The 14,212-nt window shown below is 69.9% G+C and carries 12 protein-coding genes; 3 read left to right on the top strand and 9 right to left on the bottom strand.

Annotated elements, in window-relative coordinates; all coding sequences use genetic code 11:
• Nucleotides 1-26: 26 nt before the first annotated feature.
• The 3 genes from BMH31_RS07580 to BMH31_RS07570 are packed head-to-tail and all read right to left on the bottom strand — an operon-like array spanning nucleotide 27 to nucleotide 2,677.
• Entirely contained in the window at nucleotides 27-629 is a 603-nt protein-coding gene (locus BMH31_RS07580) for an ankyrin repeat domain-containing protein (protein WP_099724648.1), read from the bottom strand.
• Nucleotides 626-1,717 (bottom strand): DUF2877 domain-containing protein, encoded by a 1,092-nt coding sequence (locus tag BMH31_RS07575; RefSeq protein ID WP_099724647.1) that lies wholly within the window; start codon nucleotides 1,715-1,717, stop codon nucleotides 626-628. The genes BMH31_RS07580 and BMH31_RS07575 overlap by 4 nt, the downstream gene beginning before the upstream one ends.
• Before the next feature lie 9 nt (nucleotides 1,718-1,726).
• A complete protein-coding gene (locus tag BMH31_RS07570; protein WP_099724646.1) occupies nucleotides 1,727-2,677 on the bottom strand; it encodes a carbamate kinase in 951 nt (316 codons plus the stop codon).
• A gap of 244 nt (nucleotides 2,678-2,921) precedes the next feature.
• Here BMH31_RS07570 and fdrA point away from each other — a divergent pair, with 244 nt between their 5' ends.
• From fdrA to BMH31_RS07555, 3 genes are read left to right on the top strand one after another with little or no spacing between them, the layout of a single operon-like run.
• Nucleotides 2,922-4,457, top strand: a complete 1,536-nt coding sequence (gene fdrA, locus BMH31_RS07565; RefSeq protein WP_099724645.1) for an acyl-CoA synthetase FdrA — start codon at nucleotides 2,922-2,924, stop codon at nucleotides 4,455-4,457.
• A gap of 18 nt (nucleotides 4,458-4,475) precedes the next feature.
• A complete protein-coding gene (locus BMH31_RS07560) occupies nucleotides 4,476-5,897 on the top strand; it encodes a DUF1116 domain-containing protein (RefSeq protein WP_099724644.1) in 1,422 nt (473 codons plus the stop codon).
• Nucleotides 5,898-5,934: 37 nt separating this feature from the next.
• Nucleotides 5,935-7,320, top strand: coding sequence for an amino acid permease (locus tag BMH31_RS07555; RefSeq protein ID WP_099724643.1), 1,386 nt, complete (start codon nucleotides 5,935-5,937; stop codon nucleotides 7,318-7,320).
• Between the two features lie 143 nt (nucleotides 7,321-7,463).
• Here the strand turns inward: BMH31_RS07555 and BMH31_RS07550 are convergent, their stop codons facing one another.
• The 6 genes from BMH31_RS07550 to BMH31_RS07525 are packed head-to-tail and all read right to left on the bottom strand — an operon-like array spanning nucleotide 7,464 to nucleotide 14,173.
• Entirely contained in the window at nucleotides 7,464-8,987 is a 1,524-nt protein-coding gene (locus tag BMH31_RS07550; protein ID WP_099724642.1) for a chlorohydrolase family protein, read from the bottom strand.
• Nucleotides 8,984-9,820 carry an ATP-binding cassette domain-containing protein gene (locus tag BMH31_RS07545; protein WP_099724641.1) on the bottom strand — a complete coding sequence of 279 codons (837 nt, stop codon included), beginning with the start codon at nucleotides 9,818-9,820 and terminating at the stop codon, nucleotides 8,984-8,986. The genes BMH31_RS07550 and BMH31_RS07545 overlap by 4 nt, the downstream gene beginning before the upstream one ends.
• Nucleotides 9,817-10,674 (bottom strand): ABC transporter ATP-binding protein, encoded by an 858-nt coding sequence (locus BMH31_RS07540; protein WP_099724640.1) that lies wholly within the window; start codon nucleotides 10,672-10,674, stop codon nucleotides 9,817-9,819. The genes BMH31_RS07545 and BMH31_RS07540 overlap by 4 nt, the downstream gene beginning before the upstream one ends.
• A complete protein-coding gene (locus tag BMH31_RS07535) occupies nucleotides 10,671-11,564 on the bottom strand; it encodes an ABC transporter permease (protein WP_099724639.1) in 894 nt (297 codons plus the stop codon). Before BMH31_RS07535 ends, BMH31_RS07540 begins: the two co-directional genes overlap by 4 nt.
• Nucleotides 11,561-12,511 (bottom strand): ABC transporter permease, encoded by a 951-nt coding sequence (locus BMH31_RS07530; RefSeq protein ID WP_099724638.1) that lies wholly within the window; start codon nucleotides 12,509-12,511, stop codon nucleotides 11,561-11,563. The genes BMH31_RS07535 and BMH31_RS07530 overlap by 4 nt, the downstream gene beginning before the upstream one ends.
• A 6-nt stretch (nucleotides 12,512-12,517) precedes the next feature.
• Nucleotides 12,518-14,173, bottom strand: coding sequence for an ABC transporter substrate-binding protein (locus BMH31_RS07525; RefSeq protein ID WP_099724637.1), 1,656 nt, complete (start codon nucleotides 14,171-14,173; stop codon nucleotides 12,518-12,520).
• Nucleotides 14,174-14,212: the final 39 nt, after the last annotated feature.

Here is a 14,212-nt window from a genome sequence, read left to right as displayed (position 1 = left end):
GCACCAGCATCCACCGGAGGACGCGATCAGGCCCCCGCCGCCCGCAGCAGCTCGGCGATCTCGGTGAAGCCGAGCTGCTCGGCGTGCGCGAGCGGCGAGACGCCCCACTGGTCGGTCATCCCGGGGTCGGCACCGGCGGCGAGCAGGATCCGGACGATCTCCTGCTGCGCCTCGCCGCCGTCGCGCAGGATCACGGCCTCGAGCAGCGGGGTCCATCCGCAGAGGTTCGTGTGGTTGACGTTCATGTCGGGCAGCGTCGCGAGGTAGCGCGTCAGCTCGACGTACCCCTTCTCGGCCGCCGGGTGGATCCCGACCCCGTCGAAGCGGGTCGTCCGCTCGAGGTCGGCTCCCGCCTCGACCGCGCGGCGCGCGACCTCGAGGTCGTCGGTGATGCAGGCCCAGAGCAGCGGGTTCAGTCTGATCCGGTTCTGCGCGTCGACGTCGGCACCGGCGGCGACGAGGACGTCGAACGCCGCGAAGTTGTGCGCGCGCGCCGCGATCAGCACGGCCGAGGAGCGCTGCTGCTCGCTGCTCGCCGTGGCGTCGGCATCGGCGCCCTCAGCGATCGCGGCGCGCACCTCGTCCGCGGTCGCGGTCGCGACCATCTCGGGCCACTGGGTTTCGGTCATGGAGTACCACCTTCAGAATCGAGGGCCGGGGAACCGGCCCTGAGGATCACGGGTTCCGCGGAGCCATCGTGCGCGCACGCGCGCCCCTCCCCGGGAGTCTCGAGCGCCGTGTACGCATCGACCAGCCCGAACAGCGCGTCGGTGCCCGAGGTCGAGCCGATCGCACTCGCGGCAGCGAACGCCGCGAGTGCTGCGGGGTCGCCGAGGTGCACGGCGCGCGCCGCGGCCGCGAGGTCGCTGTGGAACTCGCGCTCGCACGCGGCGAGGAGGAAGTGCCGGCTGACCGCGGTCGTGCGGTCGCGACCGTCGACCGCTTCGAGGAGCTCTCGAACCGCGACGGCGACGGCCCCGCGGGCGGCTTCGGCTGCGGGATGGACGGAGAGCGCGACGAGCGTTCCGACGAGGTAGTCGTCGCCCGACGGGGTCAGACCGATGCCGAGCCCCACGAGTCCGGCGACCGCGCGGCGCAGTTTCGGCGAGGCACCGGGCGGGCGGGCGGCGGAGCAGGCCGCGGACGGGGCGGCCTCTCGGGTCTCAGCCGCGAGCGCGAGCACGAAGGCGGAACGGGCGACGGCGAGACGCGCTCCGACCGCGCGCTCGAACGGGGGCGCGCCCTCCGCCGCGACGAAGGAGCCCGGGCGGGCGGTCTCGGCGAGCAGCCCCGCGACGCTGCGGGGATCGAGCCGGGCCCGCAGCTCGGGCGGATCGATGCCGCAGGGCGGTTCGCCCACGCCGAACGGATCCCGGCCCGCGAACGGTTCCACACGGCTGTCAAAGTAGTCGATCCCGCGCAGGTCGACCGCGGAGCCGCTCCGCACACCGATCTCGATGCCGTCTGCCCGGATGACGACGCGGTCCCCGGCGCGCACCTCCGAAAAGTCGGAATGGCCGGTGATCAGCGCACCGGGTGCGGGTCGGCCTCCAGCGGCGAGCAGCGTGAACTGCGCCCCGCCGAGCTCCAGGTTCACGGCGCGCGCGAACGCGGTCGTGACCTCGGTGGTGCGCGCCTCGGTGCGGGCCGATGCGATCAGGGGTCGCCACGCCTCGTCGGCCAGCACGGCCGACGAGGCGAACGGGGTCCCGGACAACGGCGTCGCCTACTTCTTCTTCGCGGCCTTCTCGGCCCAGACGATGCCCGTCTCGTGCTGCGGCACGATCTCGGTGCCGATCCGGCGCGCGAGCAGATCATCGAGGCGATCGAGCGGGCCGATGAGCACGCGTCCGCCGGCGCGCGCGACGCGGATGGCGGCGTCGATCTTGGGCTGCATCGATCCCTCGGCGAACCGCATCGCGGCGACGGCGTCGGCCGAAGCGGTCAGGATGTCGCGCTGCTCGGGGGTGCCCCAGTTCTCGCTGACGTAGTCGCCGTCGGTGAGCATGATGAGCGTATCGGCGTGGATCTCGGCGGCGAGCGCGGCGCTCGCCGCGTCCTTGTCGACCACGGCCTGCACGCCGACGCGACGACCCGAGGACTCCTGTTTCACCGGGACGCCGCCGCCGCCGACGCAGACCACGAGCGTTCCGATGTCGAGCAGGCGGCTGATGAGCGGGGCCTGCGCGATGGACTGGGGAACGGGAGAGGGCACCACTCGGCGGAACAGATCACCGTCCTTGGCGATGGTCCAGCGGTATTCGGCGGCGGCTTCGGCCGCGTCGTGCGCCGAGTACTGCGGACCGATGAGCTTGGTCGGGCGGTCGAACGCCGGATCGTTCTCGTCGACCACCGTGGTGGTGAGGATCGCGGCGACTTCGCGAGCGCCGCCCAGCGCGTTGGCGAGCTCCTGCTGCACGACGTAGCCGATCATGCCCTGGGTCTCGGCGCCGAGGATGTCGAGGGGGTAGGCCGCGACATCCTGGTAGGCCAGATTCTGCAACGCCAGCAGCCCGACCTGCGGGCCGTTGCCGTGCGTGATGACGACCTCGTTCTCCCCGGCGAACTTCGCGAGGGCGATGCACGCCTCCCGCACGTTCTTGCGCAGGTAGTCGGCGGTCATGGGCTCGCCGCGCTTGGCGAGGGCATTTCCTCCGAGTGCGACGACAGCACGCATGGCTTCCTCCTCCTGATGCCGCGAGGGGAGCCCTCCGGACCTGCTTCCGATCGAATGCCGGTCAGCATAGCAGCACTTTGTATACCAAAAAGTAGATATTTTCACAGGCTTCTCGATGCGCAAGTGTTTCCGCAGGATTTTGGCATACCATGAGACGGCGCCGGGGAGTCGGAGCCGATCCCGTCCGCACGGACGCGCCGAGCCGCGCGCGCCATCCGCTCGGGCGACACAGGAAAGGAATCCGATGAGCAGGCACATCACGATCCGGAAGAACACCTACCTCGACTCGGTGTCGCTCATGTCGATGAGCACCCGTGCGAACGCCGTCAACGGCGTCACGCAGGCGCTTCTCGGCATGGCGACCCCGATGAACAAGGAGGTGCTCGCGAACCTCGGCGTCGAGGACCCGACGATCGCCGAGGCGAAGCCGAGCGATCTCATGATCGTCGTCGATGCGGCCGACGATCTCCTGGAGGCCGCGATCGCCGCGGTCGACGACATCCTCGCGCGCAAGAACCAGGGTGCCGGCGAGACCGCGGCGATCCGGTACCGCACGCTCGACCGCGCCTTCGAGGAGGTCCCCGACACCAACCTCGTGATCATCTCGGTGAACGGCGCGTTCGCCGCCCGCGAGGCGCGCAAGGCCCTGACCGCCGGCAAGCACGTCATGATCTTCTCGGACAACGTTCCCGTCGAGGACGAGCTCGAGCTCAAGCGCCTCGCCCACGAGAAGGGCCTCATCGTCATGGGCCCCGACTGCGGCACCGCCATCATCAACGGCACCGGCCTGGCCTTCGCGAACGCCGTGCGCCGCGGCTCGATCGGCGTCGTCGGAGCCTCAGGCACCGGCAGCCAGGAGGTCTCGGTCCGGATCCACGACTTCGGCGGCGGCATCTCGCAGCTGATCGGCACCGGCGGGCGCGACCTCTCGACCGACATCGGCGGCATCTCGATGATCGACGGCATCCGCGCCCTCGACGCCGACCCCGAGACCAAGGTCATCGTCATCGTCTCGAAGCCCCCGGCAGAAGAGGTCGCCGAGCGGGTGCTCGCCGTCGCGGGCGCCGCCTCGAAGCCCGTCTTCGTCGCCTTCCTCGGCTCGGATCGCACCGAGTCCGGCTCCGACAACGTGACCATCGTGCAGGGCACCAAGCCGCTCGCCATCGCGGCCGTCGTCGCGTCGGGCATCGACGAGTCGACCCTCGACACGCACCCGCTCAATCTCCCCCTCATCAAGGAGGTCCGCGCGAAGCTGGCCCCCGAGCAGCAGTACATCCGCGGCCTGTTCTGCGGCGGCACGCTCTGCGACGAGTCGATGTTCGCCGCGATCGAGAAGTTCGAGGGCGTCTACTCGAACATCCAGCGCGACCCCTCGAAGGTGCTCGGCGCGACCGACAGGTCGAAGGAGCACACCTTCCTCGACATGGGTGACGACGACTTCACCAACGGCCGCCCGCACCCGATGATCGACCCCTCGCTGCGGATCGCCCGCATCGTCGAGGAGGCCAAGGACCCCGAGGTCGCGGTCATCGCGATGGACTTCGTGCTCGGATACGGCTCGCACGAGGATCCGGTGGGCGTGACCATCGGCGCGATCACCGAGGCCAAGTCGATCGCGGCCGCCCGCGGCCAGCACCTCGAGATCCTGGGCTACGTGCTCGGCACCGACCTCGACACCCCCGCGATCGCGGACCAGGTGGCGAAGCTCGAAGCCGCCGGCGTCACCATCGCTTCCTCCTCCACCAACCTGGGCCTGCTGGCTCGGGAGTTCGTCGCCTGAGTCGCCAAGGAGCATCAGATGAGCATCAACGACCTGTTCAAGAGCACCCTCCAGCCGGTGAACCTCGGCCTCGACATGTTCGCCGAGGACCTCGCGGCGCAGGGCGTCGACACCGTCCTCATGGACTGGACCCCGCCGGGCGGCGGCGACCCCGAGGTCATCTCGGCGCTCGGCCGCCTCGAGCGCCCCGGGATCGCCGGGAAGATCGACGCGGCCAACCAGGTCGCGCTCGAGCGCATCCTGTCGTCGCAGCCGTTCCTCGAGGGCTTCGGCCAGGCGATCGACACCGTCCCCGGCATGACTAGGAAGACGATCCTGCACGCCGGCCCCCCGATCGAGTTCACCCGCATGTCCGGCCCGATGCAGGGCGCCGTCACCGGCGCGCTCGTGTTCGAGGGCCTCGCGAAAGACGTCGACGAGGCGTTCGAGCTCGCGGCCTCTGGCGAGATCGACTTCTCCCCGTGCCACGAGCACCAATCGGTCGGCTCGATGGCCGGCGTGACGAGCGCGAGCATGTGGGTGCACCGGGTCGTGAACCGCGCCCACGGCAACACCGCCTACACCAACCTGTCGGAGCAGCTCTCGAAGATCCTCCGCTTCGGCGCGAACGACCAGTCGGTCATCGACCGCCTGAACTGGATGCGCGACGTGTTCGGCCCGGTGCTCGCGGGCGCCATGGAACTGAACACCGACGGGATCGACCTTCGCCTCATGCTGTCGCAGGCGCTGCACATGGGCGACGAGGCCCACAACCGCAACGTGGCCGGCACCACCCTGCTGATCCAGGCGCTGGCCCCGTACATCCTCGAGTCGGACTTCACCACGAAGGAGAAGCGCGAGGTCTTCGACTTCGTCGCCTCGTCCGACTACTTCTCGGGCCCGACCTGGATGGTCGCCGCGAAGGCGTCGATGGACGCTGCGAACGGGATCGAGAACTCGACCGTGGTCACCACGATGGCCCGCAACGGTGTCGACTTCGGTATCCGCGTCTCGGGCACGGGCGGCCAGTGGTTCACCGGCCCGGCGCAGCAGGTGGTCGGCCCGATGTTCGCGGGCTACACCCCGGCGGACTCCGGCCTCGACATGGGAGACTCCGCGATCACCGAGACCTTCGGCATCGGCGGCTTCGCGATGGCTGCGGCTCCGGCGATCGTCGCGCTCGTCGGCGGCACCGTGGACGAGGCCATGGGCTACTCGCGCACGATGAACGCGATCACTACGGGCAACAATCCGAACATCACGATCCCGGCGCTCGACTTCATGGGCGTCCCCTCGGGCATCGACGTGCGCAAGGTCACGGAGACCGGCATCCTGCCGATCATCAACACCGCGATCGCGCACAAGGATCCGGGCATCGGCATGATCGGCGCCGGGATCACCCACCCGCCGGTCGAGGCCTTCCAGCAGGCGCTCGTGGCGCTCGCGAACCGATTCGCCTGACCCCTCCGCACACGCACCACCCAGAGAAGGACCCGCAATGTCCGCAGTCCACACCGACGTCGACGCTCCCGCTCCCCGCACGCTGAAGCGGCAGCTCGGCCTCCCCGCACTCATCGCCTACGGCCTGACCTCGATGGGCGTGCTGTCCGTCGTCTCCGTCTACGGCCCGGGCACGAAGATCAGCGACGGGCACCTCCCCGCCGCCTACGTGCTCGCGGTCGTCATCATGCTCTTCACCGCGCACAGCTACGGCCGCATGGCGGTGCACGTCCCCATCACCGGAGGCGCCTACGCCTACACGACCCGCGGATTCGGCCAGGTCACCGGCTTCCTCACCGGCTGGGTCATGCTGCTCGACTACCTGTTCCTGCCGATGGTGAACTTCCTGCTGTTCGGGCTCTACTTCAACAGCCTCTTCACCGGGATCGCACCCTGGGTGGGCACGCTCATCTGCCTCGCCGTCGTCGCCGTGTTCAGCGTCATCGGCGTCGGCTGGATCAAGCGCATGAACTCGGTGGTCGTCGTGCTCTCGATCCTCGTCATCATCGCGTTCCTCGCGCTCGCCGTCATCAACGCGCCGCACCTCAGCCTGGCCTCGGTGACGACTCCGCTGTCGATCGGCGAGGGCGGCCTCGGCCCGATCTTCGCCGCAGGCGCGATCGTCGCGTTCGCCTTCCTCGGTTTCGATGGCGTCTCGACGCTCGCCGAGGAGACGAAGAACCCGCGCCGCAACGTCCCGCGCGGCATCATCCTGTCGACCCTGTTCGCGGGCCTCGGCTACATCGCGTTCACGGTCGCAGGCAGCCTGATCGTGCCCGACTGGACCACGCTCACGAATCTCGACGCTGCGGGGACGGAACTCATGCAGCGGGCCGGCGGCGACGCGCTCATGGTCGTCTTCGTGATCGTCAACGTCACCGGCATCGTGCTCTGCGGCACCGCCGCGCAGATGAGCGTCAGCCGCGTGATCTTCGCGATGGGCCGTGACGGCATCCTGCCCCCGGCGCTGGCCCGCCTGCACCCGAAGTTCCGCACGCCGGTCGTCGCTTCGGGCATCGTGTCCATCGTCGCGCTCGTCGCGCTGTTCATCACCCTCGATCAGGCCGTCTACATGATCAACTTCGGGGCGCTCATCGCCTTCGCGATGGTCAATCTCGCGACGATCAAGGTGCTGTTCTTCGATCTCAGGCTGCGCAGCGGCTGGGGACTCGTGCGGCACCTCATCATGCCGGCGATCGGCTTCGTCTCCATCGCCTGGCTGTGGACCTCGCTCGCCTGGTTCACCTATGTGCTCGGCGTCGCCTGGCTCGCGATCGGCATCGTCGTCTACGTCGTCCGGCGCACGAAGGCCGGCGGTCCGCTGGCGCTGCAGCTCGACGGGGCCGAGACCGAGCAGATGCCCGTCCTCCAGTACCGGGACTGAACCGGAGGACCCCGAGCGATCCGCGGGTCTCCACGCGCGACTCCCCCGTCGAGTGGCGGCAAATAGCCCGAATACGCGCGTATTCGGGCTATTTGCCGCCACTCGACGAAATCCGGAGGCGCCCCGGACCGCTGCGTCCGCGGTCAGGCCCCGGCGGGTTGCGGGAACACCGGCGGGAAGAGCTCCGCCTCGCTCGATCCCCCGGTCCCCGCGAGCGCGTCTCGCTCCGGGTAGGCGGCGCGCAACTTCTCGAAGATCCGCTGCCCCTCGGCGCGCAGCGCGGCGAGGTCGACTCCCGGCACCTCACCATCGCGCATCACGACGCGGCCGGCGACCATGCTGAAGCACGCGTCGCGGCCCGTGCCCGCGAGCACGAGTGTGCGCACGGGGTCGTCGATCGCGCCCATGCGAGGGTCGGCGAGCGAGAACGCCACGAGGTCCGCGGCGGCTCCGGCCTCGATGCGACCGAGGTCGGGCCGGTGCAGGGCGCGGGCGCCGCCGAGCGTCGCCGCCTCCACGTACTCGGCCAGCATGCCGCGCCCGAGGTCGCCGTGCTGCGCTTTCGCGAGCTGCACCCCCGCGTCGATGGCGCGCACCAGATCAGGCGGGAACGAGTCGGTGCCGAGGCCGATGTTCACCCCGGCGTCGAGGTACTGCGACAGCTGCTCGAGCCAGAACGCATAGCGCGCGTTGGTGAGCGGGCAGTGCGCGATCGAGACGCCGGCCGCGGCCAGCCGTGCGAGGTCGCCGCGATCCTCACCGTGCACGTCGGGGTGCACGTCGAGGTAGACGCCGTGCGCGAGGATCAGCCGCTCGTTCAGCAGACCGCTGCGGTCGAGCAGGTCGAGCGGCGAGGTGCCGCGCTCGCGCTCGAGCACCCCGATCTCGGAGTCGAGTCCCTGGGTCGCGTGCGCCCGCACGAGCACGCCGCGCTCGGCCGAGATCCGACCGGTTTCGGCGAGGATCGCGTCGCTCACCGTCTCGATGCGGCAGGGCACGAGCACGCCCGTGACGAGCGGATCGTCGAGCGCGTCGACCGTGGCGAGGAACCGCACGGCGTCCGCGAACGCGGCCTCGCCCTTCGCCTCGTCCCAGTGGATCCCGGCGGAGCCGTCGGCGCGGGTGACGTGCACGCCCGAGCGGTACGACGGGCCGAGGAACGTGCGGATCCCGAGCCCGCTCGCCGTGCAGGCGGTGTCGAGCAGGTCGTCGTGGGTCTCCGCCCAGGCGCCGTGGATCTCGGTCGAGATCGGCATGGCGCTCGTGATCCCGTGCAGCAGGAGCTGCACGAGCCCGTAGCGGCGGAGCGCGCTGCGCTCCTCGGGGTCGAGCACCTCGCGCGGCGCGCGGGCGTAGTCCTCCGACCACTCGAGGCGGGCCTCGTGCCCCGGGCTCCACCAGGAGTCGAGCAGCAGGTGGTCGATGTCGACGAGACCCTCGAGATCGATGAGGCCAGGCATGAGCAGGCTCTCGCCGAGATCGATCGTCTCGTCGGCCAGCGCCTCGAGCGCCGCGCCGTCGGCACCGTGCGCGACGGCCGTGATCCGGTCGCCGCGCACGTGCACCACGGCGTCGCGCAGCCCGACGAACCCGGGGCCACCCGCACGGCGCTCGTCGAAGGCGATGACGAACGCCGCGCGGATCGCGGTGCTGCGGGCCGCGGTCACGACGCGAGCTGCTCTCGGCGCACGGGCTTCCACCCGGGCCCGGGAACCGCGGCGCGGAGCGCACGCGTGTACGGGTGGGTCGGGTTCGCGAGCAGCTCCGCGGTGTCGCCGGCGTCGACGATCCGGCCGTTCTCCATCACGATCATGCGATCCGAGATCTGATTCACCACGGCGAGGTCGTGCGAGATGAACAGGTAGCTCACCTTCCGCTCGGCCTTGATGTCGGCGAGCAGGTTGAGGATCTGCGCCTGGATCGACACGTCGAGAGCGGCGACCGCCTCGTCGAGCACGATCACCTTCGGATCGGCGGCGAGCGCACGGGCGATCGCGACGCGCTGCCGCTGCCCGCCCGAGAGTTCGCGCGGGTAGCGGTCGAAGAAGCGCTGCGGGAGCCCGACCGAGTCGAGGATCTGCTGCGCGCGCGCCTTCAGGCCGGCGGAGGAGCCGGAGTGCAGCTTCAGGTTCGACATGATGACCTCGCCGATCCGCTGCCGCCCGTTGAGCGACGAGTAGGGATCCTGGAACACGTACTGCACCTCGCGGGCCCGGACGCGTCGATCCTTCAGGCTGCGCGGCGCGGCCGTGCGGTCCTGCCCGAGCACCTCGACGGTGCCGTCGGTCACGGTCTCGAGCCCGACGATCATGCGGGCGACCGTGGTCTTGCCCGAACCGGATTCGCCGACGATGGCCAGGCACTCGTCGGCATCGAGCTCGAACGAGACCCCGTCGACCGCGACGACGTCCTCGCCCTTCGTGCCGCGGGGCGCCGGGAACACCTTGCGCAGATCGGAGACGCGGATCAGCGTCTCGGTGGATGCATCTTCGACGCTCATGCCTGCGCCCTCGCCTTCAGCTCCTCGTGGATCTCCAGGTTGTACTCGAGCACCGGGAGCCGGTCGAGCCGCTCGTCGATGCTCGGGCGGGCACCCATGAGCTCCTTCGTGTAGGGGTGGGTGGGCGCGTCGTAGACGTGCGCGCCCTGCTCGACGATCTCGCCCGCGTACATGACCGCGAGGCGGTCGCAGCAGGCGTTCGCGAGCTCGAGGTCGTGCGTGATGAACAGCAGCGAGAGGCCGCGCGCACGACGCTGCTCCTCAATGATCGCCATCACGTCGGACTGCGCCGTGACGTCGAGCGCCGTGGTGGGTTCGTCGGCGAGGATCAGCTGCGGCTCGGCGAGCAGCACGCTCGCGATCATGACGCGCTGCAGCAGGCCGCCCGAGAGCTCGTGCGGGTACTGCTTCAGGCGTCGCTCCGCGTGGCGCACGCCGACCTCGTCGAGCAGTTGCACGGCCCGGCGCTCGGCGTCCTCCCGGCTCACCCCGCGCTCGCGCACGAGCGCCTCGGTGAGGAAGTCGCCGACAGAGTGCACGGGGTTCACGTGGGCGCGGGGGTCCTGGAAGATGATCCCGACGTCGGTGCCGCGGAGCCGGCGTAGCCGCTCCCGGTTCATGCCGAGTACCGACTCTCCGTCGAATCGGATGTCGCCCTCGGTGCGGAAGCCCTTGGCGAGCATCCGCATGATCGCGCGGGTGGTGAGCGACTTGCCCGAGCCCGATTCTCCGACGAGGCCGATCGCCTCGCCGCGGTCGAGGGTGAAGCTGACGCCGTTCAGCAGGTCGAGCCTGCGGTACTTCGTGACGAGGCTCGCGCGGAGGTCGTCGACCTCGAGCAGTGGCTGGCTCATCGGATGCTCCTTGCGTTCGAGGTGAGGCGGTCGCCGATCACGGTGATGCTCCACACGATCAGCACGATCGCGAGGCCCGCGGTGATCGCCTCCCCGGCCTGGCCGCGCAGCATCGAGTCGAAACCGCTCTTGACCATGAGGCCGAGGTCGGCCGTCGGCGGCTGCACGCCGAGGCCCAGGAACGAGACCGCGGCGAGGTCGACGACGGCGAAGCCGAGGGACGACACCGCTTGCGCGGTCACGATGGGCTGCACGTTCGGCAGGATCTGGCGGAGGCTGATCCCGAAGCCCGACTGGCCCTGCAGCCAGGCGGCCTGCACGTACGGCATGTTCCGCTCGCGCAGCGCGGCGCCGCGCACCACGCGGGCGACGTAGGGGATGTAGCCGATGGAGAGGCCGACCACGACGGTCATCAGGTTCGGGCCGAAGATCGCGACCGCGATCAGGCCGAACACGATGCCGGGGACGGCGAACAGCACGTCGAGGATCCAGGAGATCACGGTGTCGACGATCCCGCGGTTCCACGCGGCGAGCAGGGCGAGCACCACGCCGACCACGGTCGCGATCAGGATCACGAGCGCGGGGCCGAGCAGGGTGATCCGGGCGCCCCACATGAGTCGCGACAGCAGGTCGCGGCCGAGGGCGTCGGCGCCGAGCAGGTGCTGGGCGCTCGGACCGCTGAGGGCCGACAGCAGGTCGGGGAAGTCGGGGTCGTAGGGCGCGATCCACGGTGCGAGGGCGGCCGCGAGGACGAACACGATGAGCACGATGCTCGCCGCGATCCCGAGCGGGCCGAGCTTGCGCAGGAGGAGCGTGAACGCACCCGGGTCCTGGGTGCGCGCCCGCGCGAGCGCGATCTGGGTGGTACGAGGCGCTGCGGTGGTGTTCATTGCTTGCTCCCGAGCTGGATGCGCGGATCGATGAGGGTGTACAGGAAGTCCACGATCGCGTTGATCACGACGAAGGCGACCACCAGCACGAGCACGACGGCCTGCACGACGGCGAAGTCGCGCTGCAGGATCGCGCGGACCAGCAGCGAGCCGAGGCCGTCGAGCGCGAACACGCTCTCGACGACGACGGCGCCGGCGATGAGCGTCGCGACGGTGAGGCCCATGACCGTGGTGATGGGGATCAGCGCGTTGCGCAGCACGTGGCGGCGGATGATGAGCGGCGAGCGCAGGCCGCGCGCGACGGCGGTCTGCACGTGCTCGCGGCCCTCCTCCTCGAGCACCGACGCCCGCGTGATGCGGGCGAGGTACGCGGCGCTCGCGACCGCGAGCGCGATCGCCGGGAGCGTGAGGTGCCAGATCGAGTCGAAGCCGCCGCCGCCGCTGCCGTTCGTAGGGAACCAGCCGGTGCCCACCGCGAAGAGGCTGATCAGCGCGACGCCGATCACGAAGGTCGGAGTCGCGAGACCGAGGGTCGACAGGGTCGTGATGACGGTGTCGAGCCACCCGCCCTTGAGCGAGGCGAGGAGCCCGAGGCCGATGCCGACGATCGCGATGATGACCGTGGCGAAGGCGATGAGCGCGACCGTGGTGCCGACGCGGCCGGCGATCAGGTCGCCGACCGGCTGCCGGTACACGATCGAGTCGCCGAGGTTGCCCTGGAACAGGTCGCCGAGCCAGGCGAAGTAGCGCACGATGAACGGATCGTTCAGGTGGTACTGCGCGGTGACCGCGGCGATCTGCTCCGGGGTCCCGCCCCGGGGCCCGAGCACGAAGCTCAGCGGGCTCCCGGGGGCGAGATACATCAGTCCGAAGACGATGAAGGAGGTGACGAACAGGACCAGGAGGAGGCCTCCCGCCCGTCGCAGGAGGAATGCGGGGACGGACATCGGGGGCTACTCCACCCCGCCGATGGTCGCCGCCCAGGGGTACGAGAGGTAGGCGGAGGACGCCGTTGCGCCGGAAACCTTGCCGTTCTGGACGAGGATCACGGGCAGGTCGTTCAGCGGCATCCAGGGGACGTCGCGGGTGATCTTCTCCTGCGCGGCGATCGTGTGCTCGGCGCGCTTCGCCGGATCGGCCGTCTTGCGGGCCGCGACGATGTCGTCGCCGGCCGCGTCGTAGTCGGAGAAGTTGTGGCTGCCGCCGGGCGTGAACGAGGTGTAGACGTCGAGCGGGTCGGTCATGTTGCCGTAGTAGGTCGTGAAGAAGCCGTCGATGCCGACGCGCGACTTCTCGTCGAAGTACAGGTTGCCGAACTGCTCGACCGGGATCACCTTGGTCTTGATCTTGAGGCCGATGGCCTGGCCGGCCGCCTGGATCAGGTTCGCGGTCTGCTCGTGCACGGCCGAGGAGCCCTGCACGCCGAGCGTGATCTCGCCCGAGACGTCGCCGGCCTTCGCGAGCAGCTCCTTGGCCTTCGCGATGTCGGGCTTGGTGTCGAACTTCGCGTAGGCGTCCTGGAACAGCTGCTCCTGCGGGCCCGTGCCGAAGTAGGCGGGGCCGGCGAGGGTCTTCGCGGGCACCGCGGCGCCCTGGAACACGACGTCGGCGATCGCCTGACGGTCGATCGCGGCCAGCAGCGCCTGGCGCACCTCGGGCTTCGCGAACGGGCCGGTCTTGGCGAGGCCGCGCAGGTTCCAGAAGATGTACGACTTGCCGAAGGTGATCTTCGCGGCGCTGTCGGTGATCTGGCCGAGGCCGGCCGGCGGCAGGTAGAAGTACTGGCCGTCGACGTCGCCCGAGCGCAGCGCGTTGATCGCGGTCGACTCGTCGGTGATGAAGCCGAAGTCGAGCTTCGAGACCTTGGGGATCAGGTTCTTGTCCCAGTAGGCGTCGTTCTTCTCGAGGTGGATCGCCTTGCCCGGATCCCAGCTCGCGAGCTTGAACGGGCCGGAGCACATGAGGCCGCCCTGCGGCGTGCCGAACTTCTCGCCGGCCTTCTCGGCCGCGGCCTTCGACACGATGGCGCCGGCGGCGCTCGCCATGGCCTTCTCGAACAGGGCGTCGGGCTCCTTGAGGTGCACGGTCACCTGGTTCGCACCCGTCTTGTCGACCGACTGCACGCTCGTGAAGTAGTCGCCCCAGTAGGTCTTCGACGTCGGGCCGACCTGGCGTCCGAGCGAGTACACGACGTCGTCGGCGGTGACGGGGGTGCCGTCCCAGAACTTCGCATCGGCGCGCAGCGTGTAGACGACGGTGGTGTCGTTCGAGTTCTCGACCTTCTCGGCGAGCGCGTTCTCGTAGCCGAGATCCGGGGTGAGCCGGGTGAGCCCCTCGCAGAGGTTGGCGTCGACCGTGTTCTCGGCGTAGTTGAACGTCAGCATCGGGTCGAGCGACATGGGCTCGTACGGCAGGTTCCATTTGAGGGTGTCGACCGGCTTCGATCCGGGTTCGGTGGTGCTGACGAGCTTCGAGCGGTCGACGCTGAACGCGGTCGACTTCTTGCCGCCGTCGCCGCCACCGCTCTGGGTGCCGCCGCCGGCGCAGGCCGACAGGGTGAGCGCGGCGACAGCAGCGGCGCCGAGCAGCGCATAGGAACGCTTGGACATGGTTCTCCTTGAGGAAAGTGGATTCGGTGCGGAGGAGGT

Source organism: Leucobacter sp. OLIS6 (assembly GCF_002752355.1).
Lineage (GTDB): Bacteria > Actinomycetota > Actinomycetes > Actinomycetales > Microbacteriaceae > Leucobacter.
This window is presented reverse-complemented; position numbering and strand designations above follow the sequence as displayed.

What these genes read in the sequence shown, in the direction of transcription:
- BMH31_RS07580 (WP_099724648.1), bottom strand. Translation starts at nt 629, where the DNA reads ATGACCGAAACCCAGTGGCCCGAGATGGTCGCGACCGCGACCGCGGAC.
- BMH31_RS07570 (WP_099724646.1), bottom strand. Translation starts at nt 2,677, where the DNA reads ATGCGTGCTGTCGTCGCACTCGGAGGAAATGCCCTCGCCAAGCGCGGC.
- fdrA (WP_099724645.1), top strand. Translation starts at nt 2,922, where the DNA reads ATGAGCAGGCACATCACGATCCGGAAGAACACCTACCTCGACTCGGTG.
- BMH31_RS07560 (WP_099724644.1), top strand. Translation starts at nt 4,476, where the DNA reads ATGAGCATCAACGACCTGTTCAAGAGCACCCTCCAGCCGGTGAACCTC.
- BMH31_RS07555 (WP_099724643.1), top strand. Translation starts at nt 5,935, where the DNA reads ATGTCCGCAGTCCACACCGACGTCGACGCTCCCGCTCCCCGCACGCTG.
- BMH31_RS07545 (WP_099724641.1), bottom strand. Translation starts at nt 9,820, where the DNA reads ATGAGCGTCGAAGATGCATCCACCGAGACGCTGATCCGCGTCTCCGAT.
- BMH31_RS07540 (WP_099724640.1), bottom strand. Translation starts at nt 10,674, where the DNA reads ATGAGCCAGCCACTGCTCGAGGTCGACGACCTCCGCGCGAGCCTCGTC.
- BMH31_RS07535 (WP_099724639.1), bottom strand. Translation starts at nt 11,564, where the DNA reads ATGAACACCACCGCAGCGCCTCGTACCACCCAGATCGCGCTCGCGCGG.
- BMH31_RS07530 (WP_099724638.1), bottom strand. Translation starts at nt 12,511, where the DNA reads ATGTCCGTCCCCGCATTCCTCCTGCGACGGGCGGGAGGCCTCCTCCTG.
- BMH31_RS07525 (WP_099724637.1), bottom strand. Translation starts at nt 14,173, where the DNA reads ATGTCCAAGCGTTCCTATGCGCTGCTCGGCGCCGCTGCTGTCGCCGCG.